This is a genomic window from Mesorhizobium sp. B2-3-4, from assembly GCF_006442315.1.
GTDB lineage: Bacteria > Pseudomonadota > Alphaproteobacteria > Rhizobiales > Rhizobiaceae > Mesorhizobium.
On record NZ_VFVY01000013.1, the window covers coordinates 1 to 15,153 of the forward strand.

The 15,153-nt window shown below is 63.6% G+C and carries 15 protein-coding genes; 7 read left to right on the forward strand and 8 right to left on the reverse strand.

Annotation, left to right across the window (positions count from 1 at the left end; all coding sequences use genetic code 11):
* Nucleotides 1–163 precede the first annotated feature (163 nt).
* From FJ967_RS19285 to FJ967_RS19295, 3 genes are all read right to left on the reverse strand, one after another.
* On the reverse strand, nucleotides 164–451 hold the full coding sequence (locus FJ967_RS19285) for a GIY-YIG nuclease family protein (RefSeq protein ID WP_140733419.1): 288 nt from the start codon (nucleotides 449–451) through the stop codon (nucleotides 164–166).
* A gap of 175 nt (nucleotides 452–626) precedes the next feature.
* Complete coding sequence (locus FJ967_RS19290; protein ID WP_140733420.1) at nucleotides 627–1,631, reverse strand: cytochrome d ubiquinol oxidase subunit II; 1,005 nt, start codon at nucleotides 1,629–1,631, stop codon at nucleotides 627–629.
* Nucleotides 1,632–1,635: 4 nt separating this feature from the next.
* Nucleotides 1,636–2,997, reverse strand: a complete 1,362-nt coding sequence (locus FJ967_RS19295) for a cytochrome ubiquinol oxidase subunit I (protein WP_140733421.1) — start codon at nucleotides 2,995–2,997, stop codon at nucleotides 1,636–1,638.
* Between the two features lie 398 nt (nucleotides 2,998–3,395).
* Between FJ967_RS19295 and FJ967_RS19300 the strand changes: the two genes are divergently transcribed.
* From FJ967_RS19300 to FJ967_RS19310, 3 genes are all read left to right on the forward strand, one after another.
* Nucleotides 3,396–3,785: a helix-turn-helix transcriptional regulator gene (locus FJ967_RS19300; RefSeq protein ID WP_140733422.1), complete on the forward strand. Its 390-nt coding sequence runs from the start codon at nucleotides 3,396–3,398 to the stop codon at nucleotides 3,783–3,785.
* A gap of 180 nt (nucleotides 3,786–3,965) precedes the next feature.
* Nucleotides 3,966–4,892 (forward strand): ABC transporter ATP-binding protein, encoded by a 927-nt coding sequence (locus FJ967_RS19305; RefSeq protein ID WP_140733423.1) that lies wholly within the window; start codon nucleotides 3,966–3,968, stop codon nucleotides 4,890–4,892.
* On the forward strand, nucleotides 4,889–5,650 hold the full coding sequence (locus FJ967_RS19310) for an ABC transporter permease (RefSeq protein ID WP_140733424.1): 762 nt from the start codon (nucleotides 4,889–4,891) through the stop codon (nucleotides 5,648–5,650). The genes FJ967_RS19305 and FJ967_RS19310 overlap by 4 nt, the downstream gene beginning before the upstream one ends.
* A gap of 87 nt (nucleotides 5,651–5,737) precedes the next feature.
* On the opposite strand, the gene FJ967_RS19315 is transcribed toward FJ967_RS19310, so the two are convergent.
* Nucleotides 5,738–6,775: a phosphatidylglycerol lysyltransferase domain-containing protein gene (locus FJ967_RS19315; protein ID WP_140733425.1), complete on the reverse strand. Its 1,038-nt coding sequence runs from the start codon at nucleotides 6,773–6,775 to the stop codon at nucleotides 5,738–5,740.
* 402 nt (nucleotides 6,776–7,177) lie between these two features.
* On the opposite strand from FJ967_RS19315, the gene FJ967_RS19320 reads away from it, so the two are divergent.
* On the forward strand, nucleotides 7,178–8,359 hold the full coding sequence (locus tag FJ967_RS19320; protein WP_140733426.1) for an NAD(P)/FAD-dependent oxidoreductase: 1,182 nt from the start codon (nucleotides 7,178–7,180) through the stop codon (nucleotides 8,357–8,359).
* A gap of 107 nt (nucleotides 8,360–8,466) precedes the next feature.
* Here FJ967_RS19320 and FJ967_RS19325 read toward each other — a convergent pair whose 3' ends face one another.
* The gene (locus FJ967_RS19325) at nucleotides 8,467–8,691 is read right to left on the reverse strand and encodes a hypothetical protein (protein ID WP_140733427.1); all 225 of its coding nucleotides are present in this window, start codon (nucleotides 8,689–8,691) and stop codon (nucleotides 8,467–8,469) included.
* 133 nt (nucleotides 8,692–8,824) lie between these two features.
* Nucleotides 8,825–10,828 carry a PhoX family phosphatase gene (locus FJ967_RS19330; RefSeq protein ID WP_140733428.1) on the reverse strand — a complete coding sequence of 668 codons (2,004 nt, stop codon included), beginning with the start codon at nucleotides 10,826–10,828 and terminating at the stop codon, nucleotides 8,825–8,827.
* A 278-nt stretch (nucleotides 10,829–11,106) separates the two neighbouring features.
* On the opposite strand from FJ967_RS19330, the gene FJ967_RS19335 reads away from it, so the two are divergent.
* Nucleotides 11,107–11,715: a hypothetical protein gene (locus tag FJ967_RS19335; protein WP_140733429.1), complete on the forward strand. Its 609-nt coding sequence runs from the start codon at nucleotides 11,107–11,109 to the stop codon at nucleotides 11,713–11,715.
* Between the two features lie 97 nt (nucleotides 11,716–11,812).
* Here the strand turns inward: FJ967_RS19335 and FJ967_RS19340 are convergent, their stop codons facing one another.
* Together FJ967_RS19340 and FJ967_RS19345 are read right to left on the reverse strand one after the other, a co-directional pair.
* Entirely contained in the window at nucleotides 11,813–12,475 is a 663-nt protein-coding gene (locus FJ967_RS19340; RefSeq protein ID WP_140733430.1) for a response regulator transcription factor, read from the reverse strand.
* The gene (locus tag FJ967_RS19345) at nucleotides 12,472–13,863 is read right to left on the reverse strand and encodes a sensor histidine kinase (RefSeq protein WP_140733431.1); all 1,392 of its coding nucleotides are present in this window, start codon (nucleotides 13,861–13,863) and stop codon (nucleotides 12,472–12,474) included. The genes FJ967_RS19340 and FJ967_RS19345 overlap by 4 nt, the downstream gene beginning before the upstream one ends.
* Nucleotides 13,864–14,082: 219 nt before the next feature.
* Between FJ967_RS19345 and FJ967_RS19350 the strand changes: the two genes are divergently transcribed.
* Nucleotides 14,083–14,421: a hypothetical protein gene (locus FJ967_RS19350; protein WP_140733432.1), complete on the forward strand. Its 339-nt coding sequence runs from the start codon at nucleotides 14,083–14,085 to the stop codon at nucleotides 14,419–14,421.
* A 25-nt stretch (nucleotides 14,422–14,446) separates the two neighbouring features.
* Entirely contained in the window at nucleotides 14,447–15,142 is a 696-nt protein-coding gene (locus FJ967_RS19355) for a phosphatase PAP2 family protein (protein ID WP_140733433.1), read from the forward strand.
* The last annotated feature ends 11 nt before the right edge of the window (nucleotides 15,143–15,153 follow it).

Here is a 15,153-nt window from a genome sequence, read left to right on the forward strand (position 1 = left end):
AATCCAGCCAGCATCTTGAATCACAAACACCTTGATTTGGGAATCCTACGATTCTCTCAAAGCAGGAAACGCTCTAGGGCGGAGCAGTCGCGAAGCGACGTCGCGGAGACCCTAGGATCCATGCCGTGACGCTCGTGCTGTGCTACCGCGGTAAAATGGTCGGCTACCAGCCCGTCCCACGGAATAGTTCAAACCATTCGGGATTGGCCTTTTCGATCAGGTCTATCTTCCACTGTCGAGGCCAGCGCTTCAGCGACTTCTCGCGCTGGATGGCATCGGTGATGTCGAAGAACTCCTCGTACCAGACCAGCCGCTGCACGCCGTAGCGGCTGGTGAAGCCCGCACCCTGACCGGATTTGTGCTCCGGCATGCGGCGGCCGAGATCGTTGGTGACACCGATGTAAACGGTGCCACGTTTCTGACTCGCGGTCATGTAGACATAGCCCGTCATGGTTCAGGTAACGAGGGTCGGTGCGTGCATAAGCGCCATTCTTATCCGTTGCATTCTACGGCCGACATCACGGCATGGATCCTAGGGTCTGCGCCGCGTCGCTCCGCTCCTTGCTTCGCCCTAGGATGACGAATCCATTGGGTTTTGCCAAAAGACCAAGGCGCTCAATCACCTCTCAATCATATGTCAGATCCGTCGCCTTCCCCCCGAACACGCGGTAGGCGTAGAACGAGTAGAAGATGATGATCGGCAGCACGACGACCACGCCGACCAGGATGATGGCCAGGCTTTCGGTCGCCGAGGCCGCCTGCCAGATGGTCAGCCTGTCGGGCACCACATAGGGATAGAACGACCAAGCAAGGCCGGCGAAGCCCAGCACGAAAATGCCGGCCAGCGTCAGGAACGGCGTCAGCGCGCCGCGGTCGTCGGGCTTGGGCAGGTGGAAGGTCTGCCGCCACAGCCACAGGAATAGCAGCGCCGACAGGATAGGCAGCGGCGACAGATAGAGCATTTCGGGCCACACGAACCATTTGTCGAAGATGCGCGGGCTGGCGAAGGGCGTCGCCAGCGACACGGCGGCCATGCCGAGCGCGGTCAGCACCAGCGCGGTGCGCAGCCAGCGCACCGCCTTCTTCTGCAGCTCGCCATCGGTCTTGTAGATCACCCAGGCGGCGCCCATCGCGGCGTAGGCTGCGGCGAGGCACAGCGCCACCAGCGCGCCGAACGCCATGCCGCCCGGGCCGATGTCGAGGCCGAGCACATAGACGCCCAGCATATAGCCCTGCGCCAGCGAGGCGATGATGGAACCGAGGAAGAAGATGCGGTTCCAGCGATGTTTCTTCCCCGCCGGCACCTTGGCGCGGAAATCGAAGGCGACGCCGCGCAGGATCAGCCCGACCAGAAGCACGAAGACGGGAATGTAGAGCGCGGTGAGGATGACGCCATGCGCCAGGGGAAAGGCGACCAGAAGCAGGCCGACGGCCAGCACCAGCCAGGTCTCGTTGGCGTCCCAGAACGGGCCGATCGCCGCGATCATCGTGTCCTGTTCGGCGTCCTCGGCCACGGCGAACAGGATGCCGATGCCGAGGTCGAAACCGTCGAGGATGACGTAGATCAGGATGGCGAGGCCCATCAGGCCGGCAAAGATCAGCGGCATCGCGGTTGGCCAGTCGTAAGTCATTTTCCTACTCCCCCGCCGCCGGCTGCGACAGCGCCGCGTTCATCACGCCCGGCAGCGGCGATGAATCGCCGTCCTTGGCCGCCTTCAGCGCCAGGTGCACCAGCACGCCGAGATAGGCGATCAGCAAAAGCACGTAGAGGACGAGGTAGATGGCCAGCGTCAGCGCCACATGGCTGCCGGCCACCGGGCCGACGGCGTCCGCCGTCTTCAGAATGCCGGTCACCAGCCAGGGCTGGCGGCCGATCTCGGTCGTGTACCAGCCGGCCAGCGTCGCCACCCATCCCGAGATCGCCATCGGCACCATCAGCATGGCGAGCGGCCTCGGCAGCGAATGCCGGCGCTTGAGGAAGAAGGCGGCCGACCACGAGACGGCGAGCATCAGAAGCCCGGTGCCGACCATGATGCGAAAACCCCAGAACACCGGGAAGACCGGCGGGTGGTTGCCCGGATAGTCGTTGAGCCCCGGCACGACGCCGCTGGTCGAGTGCCGCAGTATCAGGCTGGCGCCGTCGGGAATGGCGATCTCGAATTTGTTGTCCTTGGCCGCCTCGTCGGGCAGCGCGAACAGCACCAGCGGCACGTTGGGGCCGGTGTTCCAGTTGGCCTCCATGGCGGCGATCTTCTGCGGCTGGTGCTCCAGCGTGTTCAGCCCATGCTGGTCGCCGGCGAAGATCTGGATCGGAATGAGGATGGCGGCGGTGAAGACGCCGGTGCGCAGCGCCTTCCACATCGATTCCGAGCGGTCGCCGGCGAGGTAGCGCAGCGCCGACAGGCCCGCGATCAGGAACGACACCGTCAGCCCCGAGGCGAGCAGCATGTGCACCAGCCGGTAGGGCATGGACGGGTTGAAGACGATGGCCCACCAGTCGACGGCGTGCGCCACGCCGTCGCGCATCTCGAAGCCGGCCGGCGTCTGCATCCAGGAATTGAGCGCGATGATCCAGAATGCCGAGACCGTCGTGCCGCCGGCCACCAGCACCGTCGCCAGCGTGTGGATGCGGTTGGAGACGCGGCGGAAGCCGAACAGCATGATGCCGAGGAAGGCCGCCTCGAGGAAGAAGGCGGTGAGGATTTCGTAGGCCAGCAGCGGTCCGGCGATGTTGCCGACTTTCTGCATGTAGCCCGGCCAGTTGGTGCCGAACTGGAAGCTCATGGTGACGCCGGTCACCACGCCCATGGCAAAGGACAGCGCGAACACCTTCACCCAGGTGAAATAGGCCCGCATCCAGGCGGAATCATTGGTCGCGTTGTAGCGCAGCTTGAAGAACAGCAGCACCCAGCCAAGGGCAATGGTGATCGTCGGAAACAGGATATGGAACGAGATGTTCGCGCCGAACTGCATGCGCGACAGAATAAGCGGGTCCATGGCGGGCTCCGGCTGCTTCCAGGGCTGGCGCACGATAGGCCCGAAACCCGGCTCAGGTCAAAGCGGCGTCCTGCCGCGAGGCTGAACGCCACAAGGACAATTTTGGCGCTCGACTGGCCGCCAGCATCCCCAACGCGATTTTGTGAAGACAACTGTTCGTAGCGATCTTCGCCCTACAAATGGAAAGGAGAACCGCCATGAAAAATATCTTGATCGCTATCGCGTACGCCCTGCTAACGATCGCCCACCTGTTCTAAGGCGACAGCCGCCTGGCTCGACGAAGTGTGCCTTAAAATACGAACAGCATTCGTATTGTCCTTGCAATTTACGAACTATGTTCGTATAATTTAGTCACCGATGCGAGATGCCTCGGCAAGACACTGACGGAGCAAAATCAAATGGAACCCCAAAAGCTCATTCAGATGCGCCGCACAGCGAAACTGACTCAGAGTCAAATGGCGGAAGCCTTGGGTTTCTCTCTACGCGGGTATCAGAAGCTCGAAAGCGGTGAAAGTCCGATTGAGATCCGTCACACGATCGCCATTGAAGCAATCCTCAAGGAGAAAGCTATGAATATCCAGCCTACCCACGTCGATGCGGGAATTGTCATTGACGCCAACATCCACCTGACCGAAGCCCTCATAAAGAAGCTCGTCAACATTGGCGTGATTGAAAAAACGGATGTCGCGGACATGTTGAATGACATTATCCAGACGGACAAGGAAACAAACCATCCGAATGCTGCAGGAGTTGAAGCCCTCCTTCGGAAGTTGTTCACGCCGTCGTAACGTGCGAAGCGAGGCAAGGTCGCAAGAACACGACCGTGAATTGTAACGGATCGGATGTAGCTCGCAATCGGCATCCTGCAGGGGCTGTCGGCAACTGGCAGCAGCTTCATTGCTCCCGGTTGCACGCCCTGACATTCGGCCTATATCAGGGGACCTCTTTCAAGCAGCCGTTTTCAGCCCATGCCCTCCATCCTCTCCATTTCCGGGGTCTCCAAGACCTATGCGACCGGCTTCACGGCGCTCAAGCAGGTCAATCTCGACATAGAGCGCGGCGAGATCTTCGCGTTGCTCGGCCCCAACGGCGCCGGCAAGACGACGCTGATCTCCATCGTCTGCGGCATCGTCAACCGCTCGTCGGGCACCGTCACCGTCGACGGCAACGACATCAACAAGGATTATCGGGCAGCGCGCAGCCTGATCGGGCTGGTGCCGCAGGAACTCACCATCGACGCCTTCGAAAGCGTCTGGGCAACCGTCAACTACAGCCGTGGCCTGTTCGGCAAGCCGGCCAATCCGGCCTTTGTCGAGAAGGTGCTGCGCGACCTGTCGCTGTGGGACAAGAAGGACGCCAAGGCGATCACGCTGTCGGGCGGCATGAAACGGCGGCTGATGATCGCCAAGGCGCTGTCGCACGAGCCGCGCGTGCTGTTCCTCGACGAACCGACCGCCGGCGTCGACGTCGAACTGCGCCAGGACATGTGGGAGATGGTGCGGCGGCTGCGCGAGGACGGCGTCACCATCATCCTCACCACCCACTATATCGAGGAAGCCGAGGCCATGGCCGACCGCGTCGGCGTCATCAGCCGGGGCGAGATCATCCTGGTCGAGCGCAAGGCCGAACTGATGCGCAAGCTCGGCCGCAAGCAGATGACCCTGGAGTTGCGCGCGCCGCTCGCCAGCGTGCCCGAGGCGCTCTCGCGCTACGCGCTCGAACTGTCGGGCGACGGCAACCAGCTCACCTACACCTATGACAACCAGAGCGACCGGCCGGGTGTCGCTTCGCTGATCAGGGATCTCGAGGCGGCCGGCATCCAGTTCCGCGATCTCGACACCAAGAACAGCTCGCTCGAAGAGATCTTCGTCAATCTCCTGAGGCAAGAGCCATGAACCTTCGTGCGGTATGGGCGATCTACCGGGTCGAGATGGCGCGTGCGTTCCGCACCGTACTGCAGAGCATCATCTCGCCTGTCATCTCGACCTCGCTCTATTTCGTCGTCTTCGGCTCGGCCATCGGCTCGCGCATCACCGAGATCGACGGCATCAGCTACGGCGCCTTCATCGTGCCGGGACTGATCATGCTGTCGCTGCTGACGCAGTCGATCTCCAACGCGTCCTTCGCCATCTATTTCCCGAAATTCGTCGGCTCGATCTACGAGCTTTTGTCAGCGCCGGTATCCTATCTGGAGATCGTCATCGCCTATGTCGGGGGTGCCGCGACCAAGTCGATCATCCTTGGCCTGATCATCCTGGCCACCGCTTCGCTGTTCGTGCCGTTGCGGATCGAACATCCGTTCTGGATGCTCGCCTTCCTGATCCTGACGGCGGTCACCTTCAGCCTGTTCGGCTTCATCATCGGCATCTGGGCGAAAAGCTTCGAACAGCTGCAACTGGTGCCGCTGCTGATCGTCACGCCGCTGACCTTCCTCGGCGGCAGCTTCTATTCGATCCATATGCTGCCAGGCATCTGGAAGACGATCACGCTGTTCAATCCGGTGGTCTACCTGATCAGCGGCTTCCGCTGGAGTTTCTACGGCAAGGCCGACGTCTCGGTCGGCGTCAGCCTCGGCATGACGCTGGTGTTCCTGATCGTCTGTATCGGTATCGTCGCCTGGATCTTCAAGACCGGCTACCGGCTCAGGAACTGAACCGGGAGCGGCCGCCGATGCGCGGCCTCATGGCGGCCTGAGCCTTGACGACCTTGTCGAGGCGGCCTGTAGGATGATTGACTCCCCCTAAATAGCCTTGACCAGCCGCAGCAGCCCCAGCATCTCGATATAGGTCCCCTCGCGAAAGGCGATGTAGACCGGCTCCTCGGCGCCGTGAAACCGGCGCTTGAAGGCGGCCTGGCCCTGCAGGTTGAACCGGCGGCGGTTGACCCAGGGCGAGGAGTAGGCGCGCTGGAAGGTGTTGTGCCAGAACGTGCTTTCGGCAAATCCGCTCGGGCCTATATCGACCAGCGGCGACAGGCCGAGCGTCACCACCGAAACGCCTTCCTCGCGAAAGCGGTCGACGGCGTATTTGGTCAGGCCGATCTCGGCATGCGGCGAGGCATCGATATGCTTGCGCTTGAAGGCGGTGGTGTAGCCGATCACCTTGCCGTCGCGGAACAACGGATCGAAGTCGAGCAGGGCGATCAGCTCGCCATCGGGGCCATGCAGCACGAAACGGCGCATGTCGGTGCCGAGCTGGTCGTTGAAGGGACGGTTGAGGAAGCCCATCTCCCAGCGCTTGACGATGCGGTCGCCGCGCCAGTTTTCCGACAGCCGCTTGATCTCGTCGAGATGGACCGTGCGCTTGTCCTCCTCGAACGAAAAGCCTTTCTTCAACAGCCAGCGCTCGGAATAGCGCACGGTCTCGTTGCGCTTGCCGGAAAAATCATGGCCCGGCAGCTCCAGGCGGGTGTCGATGCCCAGCCGGTTGATCTTGTAGCCGAGCCCGGCCAGGACGCGTGCCGTTTCGGCACCGATCTGCACGAACCACGGGTTGCCGGCGCTCTCGACGAAACGCCTGATCGTGTCGGGCCGCCGCGCCGGAGCCACGACTGGGTCGCCGAGCGCGAAATGGTGCTTCATCTTGGTGCCGAAGGCGATATAGCCGTCCGCGTCGCCGAAATAGGAAAGCTTTTGCTGCACGGCGGTGGAATAGGCGAGCGAGAAATCGCCATGACGGCGCACCAGCGCCAGGCGCTCGACATGCGTCAGCGCCAGCCGCTCGACCTTGGGCGAGGCGCCCTCGAGGATATTGTCGAAATAGATCCGCAAGGAGGGCATGGTCGAGATTCCGCGTGCCGTCTGCGGCGCCGCGTGCCCTGGATGGTACGCAAGACCGCCGTGGCGCCTTGATTACTCGCGGGAAGCCGAAGTCGGTTACGGGTTCGAATTCCTGCGCCGTCGAAAGAGATCCGCCAACCCCCCGGACCTCGAATCAATCACATTGCCGCGACCTGATTATCGCCGATGCCGCGCATATGCCATATAGGGCTGCATGTATTCGGACAGAAGCGGGCAACTGTGCCGTTGTTCGCGGGCGGATGCTTCGGAACGAGACCGCGGCACGGCGCGGGCCTCTAGGATCGGCATCGGTTGCCCTTCGGGCCTTATGCGCGATCAAACTGTTACAGCGTCCTGCGAGCCTTTCGGGGTTGCCGCGCGGCGAATGGGATTCGAGAGTGAATGGCTGATACCACAACCCGGACGACGATGGAGCAGTCGATGGCGGTCGAGCCGGCGATCGTCATTGGCGCCGGCGCCGCCGGACTGGCCGCTGCGCAGGCCCTGATCAGGGCCGGGGTGGCGACGACTGTCCTGGAGAAGGAAAGCCGGCTGGCCGAACCCTGGCGCCGGCGGCACCAGCAATTGCATCTCAACACCCATCGCGATCTCTCGGCGCTGCCCGGTCTTGCCTATCCCAGAAATACCCCCGCCTTTCCGCACCGCGACGTCGTCATCCGCCATATGAACGATTTCCATGCGGCCAACCGCCTGCCTGTCGAGTTTGGCGTATCCGTCGAGGCCATCGTGTTCAGGGGCGATCACTGGGTTGTCCGCACCAGCGCCGGCACACGCCTGGCGCACCATGTCGTTGTCGCCACCGGCCGCGACCGGGAGCCGTTCACGCCGCAATGGAAGGGCATGCGGACATTCGCGGGCCGGATCGTCCATTCGGCGGATTTTGGCGATGCCCAGGCCTATGCGGGCAAGAAAGTACTGGTTGTGGGCGCCGGCAATTCGGGCTTCGATGCGCTCAACCATCTGGCGGGCATCGATACGTCGGCTGTCTGGCTGTCTGCCCGCAGCGGCCCCGCCCTTCTGCCCAAGCGCATCGGCAAGATCGCCGTGCATCGCCTGTCGCCGCTCATGGCGCGCCTGCCGTTGCGCGTCGCCGATGCCGCGATAGCGGCGACGCAGCGCCTGGTTTTCGGCGACCTGACCAAATTCGGCATGCCGCCGGCAGGCGCCGGCGGCGCCAGCCGCCTGATTTCGGACTATACCGCGATCGCCGCCGACGATGGCGCCGTAGATGCCGTCAAATCGGGCAGGATCGTCGTCGTGCCTGGGATACGGGAGTTCACCCGCGACGGCGTCATCCTGGCCAATGGCAGTCTGATCGCTCCCGACATCGTCATTGCGGCGACGGGCTACCGCACCGGGCTGGAGCACATGGTGGGCGCTCTCGGCGTGCTCGACGAGAAGGGCGTTCCGCTCTTCAACGGCGGCGAGGCCGATCCGAAACTGCCGGGCCTGTGGTTCACCGGCATGCGGCCGAGCATTCGCGGCTGCTTCGCCAATGCCGGCATATTGGCCAGGGCGATCGCCAGGCGTGTCGCCGGCTCACCCCGGACATCCGGTACGTAGCGTATTGGCCCGTCAATCGGCTTTCCATCAATCGGTTTTCGCTTGAGAAGTGCCACGAACGCGGCCATCGCTGAGCGGGCCGCATGGGGCAATTCTTGTCCGGCGCCTCACGCCGATTTCGGCTCCAGCCGCCGGAAACCGACAGCCTCCGTCAGCATCTCCTCGTCGACCATGCCGGCGTTGTAGAGCGCGAGCAGGTTGAGCGCCAGCTCGCGCGCTTCGGCGGATTCGGGGTGCGCTTGACGTCGGCGGCAGGCCTCGTCGAAGACGCGTTGCAAGGTGGCCACTTCGCCAGGTTTGAGCAGGCCACGGTCATAGATCGACTTGGGCATGGCGATGATCTCCTGATCACGATCTAGGGCGCCATGTGTAAATTGCCAATCTTTCCCGAGGCTTGAATGCAATGCCACGCAAAGGGAAGGGCTCCGGACAGCCGAAGCCCCTCCCGCTTTGTCTCATCCGATGTCAGACGGCTATCTTGCCGCCGCCCTGCTTGGTGATCGCCACGACCGCCGGCCGCACCGGCATGTCAGGCTTGAAATCGGGCCAGCGGGTCGACAGATCCTCGTAATAGGAGGGCCGGCCAAAACCTTCCCAGTCCTCGCCGCCGTCGCCCGGATGCTGGACGGCGACGAAGGCGGTCTGATCGTCCGGCGCGAACAGCGGGCCGCACATCTCGGCGCCGATCGGCACGCGGAAGAACAGTTTCGAGGTCGCGCGCGCCGCCCCTTCGGTGTCCACCGCCCACAGGCCGTCGGTGCGGCCGGTGGCCTTCGGGCCCTGGCCGTCGGTGGCGACCCACAGGCGCCCGGCCGAATCGACCGCGCAATTGTCGGGCATGCCGAACCAGCCATTGGCCGTCGTCGCGGTGGAGAAGGTGGCGCCGACATCGGCCACGGAAGGATCGCCGCATTTCAGGAGCACTTCCCACTTGCCCTTGGTGGCGGCGAAATCGCCGCCGTCTTCCGATATCTCGATGATGTGACCGAAGGCATTCCCGGCGCGCGGGTTGGCGGCGTCGACCTGGTCGGCCTTGCGCTTGGAATTGTTGGTCAGCATGACATAGACCTTGCCATTGACGCCGTTGGGCTGGATGTCCTCGGGGCGGTCCATCTTGGTGGCGCCGAGCAGGTCGGCGGCGCGCCGTGTCTCGATCAGCACGTCGGCCTGGCCGGCAAAGCCGTTTTCCGCCGTCAGCGGACCCTGGCCGAAAACGATCGGCAGCCATTCCACCGAGCCGTCTTCGGCGAATTTGGCGACATGCAGCGTGCCGTCGTCGAGCAGGTCCTTGTTGGCGGCGTGATCGTTGGCGTTGAACGTGCCCTTGGTGACGAACTTGTAGACATAGTCGAAGCGCTCGTCGTCGCCGAGATAGAAGACGACGCGGCCGTCCTTGGCGACGATCGATTCGGCGCCCTCATGCTTGAAGCGGCCCATGGCGGTGCGCTTCCTCGGCGTCGAACTGGGATCGTTGACGTCGACCTCGACGATCCAGCCGAAGCGGTTGGCCTCGTTCGGCTCCTTGGCGAGGTTGAAGCGGTCGTAATGCGCGCCCCATTCATAGGCGCCTTCCGGGATACCGAGGCGCTTGTAGTTGGCGGCCTCCTTGTGGCCCTCCGGCAGCTCGCCGGAAAAATAGCCGTGGATGTTCTCCTCGGCCATCACATAGGTGCCCCAGGGCGTGACGCCGCCGGCGCAGTTGTTGATCGTGCCCAGCACTTTCGTTCCCGACGGATCGGCATTGGTCTTGACGCGGTCATGGCCGGCGACCGGACCGGACAGCGCCATCTCGGTGTTGGCGGTGATGCGGCGGTTGAGCTTGCCGTCGCGCACCACCTGCCACTTGCCGCCGTCCTTGCGGATTTCGACGATGGTGCCGCCATGGGCGGCCATCTCGACATCGACCTGCTGCTTCGAGAGCGGCGCCAGTTCGGCCGACTTCTTGCCGTCCTTGTCGACGATCTTGACGATGCCCGGGAACATCAGATGCGGGTTGGTGTATTCGTGGTTGACCACTAGCAGGCCGTGTTCGGCCGAACCGTCGATGGCGATATAGCCGACATAGTCGTTGTTGTAGCCGAACTGCCTGACCTGCGCCTCGGCGGACTGTTTCGTCGGTTCGAAGTCGGGCGAATCGGCAAACAGCGGGTCGCCCCAGCGCAGCAGCACGTCGGCGTCGTAACCCGGTGCGACATGATGCTTGTCGTCGATACCGGCCTCCAACTCGTCGAATTTGAAGGCGGAGCCCTCGGCGGCACGGGCATCGTTGGCGGCGATCATGGCCAGCGGGCTGACGGTGGCGGCGATCGCCGAGACGGCCAGCGAACCCTTGAGGAAGCCACGACGCGAAAACCGCGCGGCGATGATCTCGCCCATCGTGCTGTTTTCACTGGGATTGTTGGCCGGTCCGTCGTTGTCCTCGAGCAGGCTGGTCCGGAATCGGGCGTCGGGAGAGCGATGTTCGGTCATGGGAACCTCTGGCTTGAATTGGCTGGAGCGTGTTGCCTGCTCGACCGCCTTACGTCAGGCTGATCACATTTTCGTGACATCGGATCCGGGTCAAGACTTGCTCGCGATGCCGTTTTCCATGTCCCGATCTGGGACTTTGGTCCAAGCTTGCGCCGGCAAAGGTCCTGGGGGACAAACGCAACGGTCGGAGGTCGCTTCCGATCGCCATGTCTTTCGGCGATGTTGGTTGTACTGCGACGTTGAGGGTGGGCGCGCCGGCTCAATCGACGGAGATCAGGATGCACGGATCGATCACGGCCCGCTGTTGCCGGCTGGCCCTTGGGTCGGCGGCTCTTCTGGCGCTGACCATCGCTCCCTACGGAATTGCCTTCCACGGCTTCGTCCCTGGAATCGATGCCGCGACCGCGCATGCCGCCAAGGGTGGCAATGGTGGCGGCAACAATGGCAATGGCAACGGCAATGGTGGCGGCAACGGCAGTAATGGGAACGGCGGCGGCAACAGTGGAAACGATAGTGGCGGCGGCAATAGCGGCAACGGCAATGGTGGTGGCAACAACGGCAACGGTAACGGTAACGGCGGCGGCGACAGCGGCGGCAACAACGGCAATGGTAATGGCAATGGCAATGGCAATAGCGGCGACAGCGGCAATTCCGGATCGGAAGGCAACGGCAATTCAAGTTCCAGCAACGGTCAGAGCAGCAGCCATGTCAACGCTACGACTGGCGACAAGGTCGACGTCAGCGGCAACAGGATTTCGGTTCAACACCCCAACGGCATAACCGAAAAGATCGAGAACGGCCGTTTCAGGATGAAGGATGCGCTCGGCCGCACGATCATCGACCGCCGGGCCACACCGGCCGACGTCCGCCGTCTCAAGGCCTTGTGAGGCTGGTCAGCAGGCAACGACCAGTTTCACACGTCACCTCCGCCGCCCCCCGGCGGAGGTGACCTCGTTTCGCGCGGCGTTCCGGCGTCGCGACGGCTTAAGAACGGTCCCTGTCGCGGTCGCGAAACTCGCGCATCATGAGCGCCGCTTCCGTGCGGTTTCGCACATTGAGTTTCGACAGCACACCCGTCATGTGGTGCTTGACGGTCTTCTCCTGCAGCTGCAGGCGCAAGGCAACTTCCTTGTTGCTCAGTCCTTCCGCCACCAGTCGCAGGATTTCGGTCTGTCGGCCGGTGAGTTGCCGCAGCCGCTCCGCCATGCCGTTGGCGGGTTGCAGGGATTGCACGTCGGAAAGCAGCCGGGCCGACAGCGTCGGCGAGAGGTAGCTTTCGCCGGCTGCCACGTTGTGAAGGATGTCGGCGAGTGCACGCGACCCGACGCCCTTGAGGACATAGCCACGCACCCCCGCATTCAGGGCCTTGGTCACATCGGCGTTGCTCTCCGAGACGGTCAGCATGACGATTTTCTGCGCCGGATGGTCGGCAAGGATGCCGTCAACCGCCGCCAGCCCGCCGCCCGGCATGGAGATGTCGAGCAGCAATATGTCGGGCTGCACGGTCGAGGCGATGCGTTCGGCGTCCTGCGCGGTTGCGCCTTCGCCGACCATCTCGAAGCCTCCGATCTCAGACAGGCTGCGCGCCACGCCTTCGCGGAAGAGTGGATGGTCGTCGACAATGGCGATGCGGATGGCGCCCATCATGCTTGCTCCTCGACCGAAAGGCGGATCACCAGCTTCGTGCCTTTCGGCCCGGTCAGGGTTTCGAACTGTCCGCCAATGCTTTCAACCCGCTCCCTGAGGCCCGCGAGTCCCAACCCCTCGGACCGCGCCGGATCGAAGCCCGGCCCGCCATCCGACACTTCAACGAAAAGCCTGCCGTTCTTCATTCCCGCGCGCACCGCCTGATCCTTGCCGCGCCCATGCCGGTAGGCATTGTTCAGCCCCTCCTGCACGAAGCGATAGATGCTGATCTTCTCAGAAGCGCCGGGCTCGGGCAAATGCGCGGGCTGCGTGAGCGTCACCGACGTGCCCGTCCGGCGCTCATGTTCCTCGACGGCCAGCCGCAACACGTCCGCCGCCGCCGCCGTCTCTATCTGCGGCAGGACCAGGCCGGTGCAGATGCCGCGGATCTCGCGCATCGCGTCCTCCAGCGTCTTGCGGATCATCGCGACCTCGGTCGAACGGCCTTCGCTGCCATGGCCTTCGTCGGTAAACACGGGGCTGTCCATGCGCAGTGCCGCCAGGGCCACGAGCTGTGCCGGCCCGTCATGCAGGTCGGCGCCGATCCGGCGCAGATATCGTTCGTTGAGCGCGGTGGCGCGACGCGACGCCCGCTGCACGCGGTGCCGTAAGGCGGTGTTCTGCGTCACCAGGCCCTGCAACTCCGTCACCTGGCGCCGCAGCGCTCCGCGCTGGTCGTCGATGGTGCGGCTGGCGCGCAGGACGATGCCCGACAGAAGCAGGAACGCCGCCAGCGTGGTGCCGGCCACGATCAGCCAGCTCGACAGCAGGGCCGAGGCCAGCGTGGCTTTGAAATCGGTGGCGACTTCAAAGAATTCGGTGACGGCCACCACGTCGCCGGACCAGGGTTCGCGCACCGGATTGTAGATTTCCAGCAACGGTACGCCGACGGCGCGCTCGTTTTCCTCGTCTTCGTCGAACGTATCGAATTGCGCGGTGACGCTGCCCTCGAATGCGGCGCGCAGGTTCTCGTTCAACGGGAAGCGCCGGCCGATCAAGGCGGCTTCTTTCGCATAGAGCACGGTGCCGTCGCGGCGCCAGAGCCTGAACGACACCAGGCGCTTGCCGAGCGCGCCCTGGCCGAGCGTCTCGTCGAGCGCCTGCTTGACGGATTCGCTGAGTTCCTCGCTCCTGCGCAGGTCGGGCAAAAGCGGCGCGATAACGCTGTCGACATAGAGCGCCGTCGTGGCGGCCGAATTGCGGATGACGCCGTCCCGGATCTGCGTCGTTACCCAGGCGCCGACCACCAGCATGACGGCCAGCAGGCCAAAACCGCCGGCAACGACGAATTGCAGGGCAAGGGAAAGCTCGCTCCAGCGCCGCGCCAAGTTCTGAAGAATGCCAGTCATGAGCCCCTGACCGCCCGCTATCGACGTCTGGGCGATTCCGGCACATTGAGCTTCAGTCCCGCCCTTGCCAAGACCTTCATTAGGACGAGGTCGCCATCGCAACGGCATCGCCATCTGAACGACGCCGCCATTCTGACGACATCGCTTGACGTGCCTGCGTGCTTCGGAGAACAAGGTTCCGCGGCAAATCGGGCGAAAGCCGCTTCAAGGGAGACCATTTTGAGTTTTTCGGGACTGCTGCAGCTTGGCTTTTCGACGGTGATCTTCCTGCTGGCGGCGACTGCGGCCAAGCAATGGGGCCTGGCGCCGAGCCTGGGCAAGATTCTGCTGACGCTGGCGCTCTATTCACTCGGCAATCTGATCATGCTGCGGTTGATCCGCGAGTTCGGCATGTCGGTCTCTTTCAGTCTCTCGGCGGTCATCCAGCTGGTCTCGGTCAATGTCGTGGCGCTGGTGTTTTTCGGCGAGCGCGTCAATGCGCTGCAGGCAACCGGCATCGTGCTGGCGGTGGCTGCCGTGGCGCTGATCACGCTCGGCCCCTATCTGCAGGGGCGATGATCGACATGACCGCGGCACCTTCCCGATGAAAGCCACTGCCTTGCTCAACCGGATCGAATTCCCGGTCCTGCTGGCCGGCCTGGTCATCGCCGGCGGGTTGTGGGGTTTCGTCGAACTGATGGAACTGGCACGTGCCAGCGCCGCGCATGGTTTCGACACCGAGATCCTGCTCGCCTTCCGCCAGCCTGGCCAGCCCGGCATCCCTATTGGCCCGCCTTGGCTGGAAGGGGCGATGCGCGACATCACCAGCCTCGGCAGCGCCAGCGTGCTGGTGCTGATCACGGCGGCGACCATCATCTACCTCCTGTTGATCCGCAGGCCGGGGACGGCGCTTCTCATCTTCGTCGCCGTGGCCGGTGGCCAGATCCTGTCCAGCCTGTTGAAGGTCGGCGTCGACCGGCCGCGGCCGGAGCTGATCTCGCATCTCGTCAACGAAACCTCGCTCTCCTTCCCGAGCGGCCACGCCATGCTGTCGGCGGTGACCTACCTGACGCTCGGCTCGCTCGCGGCAAGGTTCCTGCGCGGCCGGGCGACGAAGATCTATGTCTTGTCGCTCGCCGTGCTGACGACGGTGCTGGTCGGTGTCAGCCGCATCTATCTCGGCGTCCACTGGCCGTCGGACGTGCTGGCGGGCTGGTGCGCCGGTTTCGCCTGGGCAATGCTATGCTGGCTGGCGGCGCGGATGCTGCAGCGCAGGCAGGTTGTCGGTGAAAGCGAGTGATCGGCATGTTT